We start from the raw sequence: 1,938 nt of genomic DNA on the forward strand, positions 1-1,938 counted from the left end.
AAAAAAACGATCAAAACCTCAAATTTGAGAATTTTGATCGTTCTTTTTATGGCCTAGGATTTAGTTTTTTCCCAGACACTTTTGAGTGAGATTTTTTTCTTCAAAGCTACGATGGCAATTGGAACAACTGAAACCAGGATGATGGCAATTACAATCATTGAGAAATGATCTTTTACTACAGGGATGTTACCAAAGAAGAATCCGATAACAGTAAATAATCCTGTCCAAAGTAAACCACCGATAATATTATAAGCAATAAATTTACCGTAATGCATTTTGCTACCGCCAGAAATAAAGGGGACAAATGTCCGGATAAATGGAATAAATCTTCCGATCACAATTGTAATTGGACCATGGCGTTCAAAGAACTTTTCTGCAGCTAGTCGATTATTTTGATTGATTAATTTATTGAACCAACTGTGTTTTTCACCTGCTCTAGTAGACCATGCTCCAATTTCATAATTGGCGGTGTCACCTAGTATGGCAGCTAAGGCAACGATTAAATATATTAGCCAAATATTTAAACCATATTTTGGGTTAGCGGCCATCGCACTAGCGGCAAAGATAAGTGAATCACCTGGCAAGAATGGGAAAATAACTACACCAGTTTCAATAAAAATGATGGCGAACAAGATCAAGTAAGACCAACCACCAAATTGGTTAACAATTGTGACCAAGTGGTCATCAATATGTAAGATAAAATCGATTAAAGTCATTTCTTTCTCCTAAATGCTAGTTGAGTGAATGGTTAAAGTTTTTTCTGGAAATAGATCACGCATAATAGAAGTAATAGCGATTTGAGCTTCTCCAAAACCTAAAGCAATTAGAGGAACCCGTCCAGGATAGCTTACTACGTCTCCAGCAGCATAGATTCCATCAATGTTGGTTTTCATCGTTGGATCAACAGCAATATTAGTTCCGTTGAGCTCAATTCCCCATTTTTTCACAAAACGATTATTAGCTTTGAAACCATAAGCGACAATAATTTGATCAAACTGCTCATGGCGTGGTTGAACATCACCCATACCTTTAAGAGTTATATCCAATTGATTATTAACTAATTGGATGTCCTTTGGAAGATAGGGAGTTAAAATTTCGACGTTTGCTAAAGAACGAAGCTTTTTAACGTTGGATTCAAGACCGCGGAATTCATTACGACGATGGATAATTTTGACATTTGTATAATTTGCCAATTCAATTGCTAAATCAAGAGCAGAATCGCCTCCACCGAAGACGCCTATCTTTTGGTTGGCAAAATCTTTAGGGTCTTTAATGAAGTAGTGGACTCTTTTTTGAATATCTTCATTCATCTTCAATGGTAATTCTTTAGGTTTGAATGCTCCTGCACCTGTAGCAATAATAATGCTTTTGGCTAATACCATATCATCTAAGATGAAACCGTCGTCGCTTTTTTTAACATCATTAACTTTATGATTAGTAATAATTTCGGTTTCCTTTGGTAAACCTGATTTTAAATTTTGGATTAAGGCTGTTCCACTGATTGTATTATAAGCAGGGATGTCACTAATTTGTTTAAATGGATAAAGCATTTGGGGCTGACCACCAACCTCAGATAATGAATCGAAGATTAAATTAGACAAGCCATGCAAGTGAGCAAAATGAGCTGCAAATAATCCAACAGGACCGGCACCTATAATTGCGAGATCAACTTTTTTAATTTTTAAAACCTCCTCTAAGTGTTGATGTATCAACTTTAACATGATTTAAGACAATAATCATTTAAAATTTGTACTTGTTTAAATCTGTTGACTAAGGTATATTAATTAAGTCGTCTTTTGAAGGACAGATTTAATTAATAAAAAAATACTTGCAAAACCAAGTTAAGTATTATATATTAATAAAGTCGTCTTGAGAGATGACGAAGAGCTCGAGAGCTTTAAAAAAGTTTTTGAAAAAAAGACTTGCAAAGTTAAAGCA

General features: G+C 34.6%; 2 protein-coding genes. Both read right to left on the reverse strand.

Annotation, left to right across the window (positions count from 1 at the left end; all coding sequences use genetic code 11):
- Window positions 1-53 precede the first annotated feature (53 nt).
- Window positions 54-716, reverse strand: a complete 663-nt coding sequence (locus tag JEM49_RS08620) for a VTT domain-containing protein (protein WP_201874646.1) — start codon at window positions 714-716, stop codon at window positions 54-56.
- 9 nt (window positions 717-725) lie between these two features.
- A complete protein-coding gene (locus JEM49_RS08625) occupies window positions 726-1,721 on the reverse strand; it encodes an NAD(P)/FAD-dependent oxidoreductase (protein ID WP_162606866.1) in 996 nt (331 codons plus the stop codon).
- Between the last annotated feature and the right edge of the window lie 217 nt (window positions 1,722-1,938).

It is taken from the genome of Lactobacillus sp. A27 (genome assembly GCF_016742815.1).
Taxonomy (GTDB): domain Bacteria; phylum Bacillota; class Bacilli; order Lactobacillales; family Lactobacillaceae; genus Lactobacillus; species Lactobacillus gallinarum.

Coding starts and splice junctions, on each gene's coding strand:
- JEM49_RS08625 (WP_162606866.1), bottom strand. CDS start 1,721: ATGTTAAAGTTGATACATCAACACTTAGAGGAGGTTTTAAAAATTAAA.
- JEM49_RS08620 (WP_201874646.1), bottom strand. CDS start 716: ATGACTTTAATCGATTTTATCTTACATATTGATGACCACTTGGTCACA.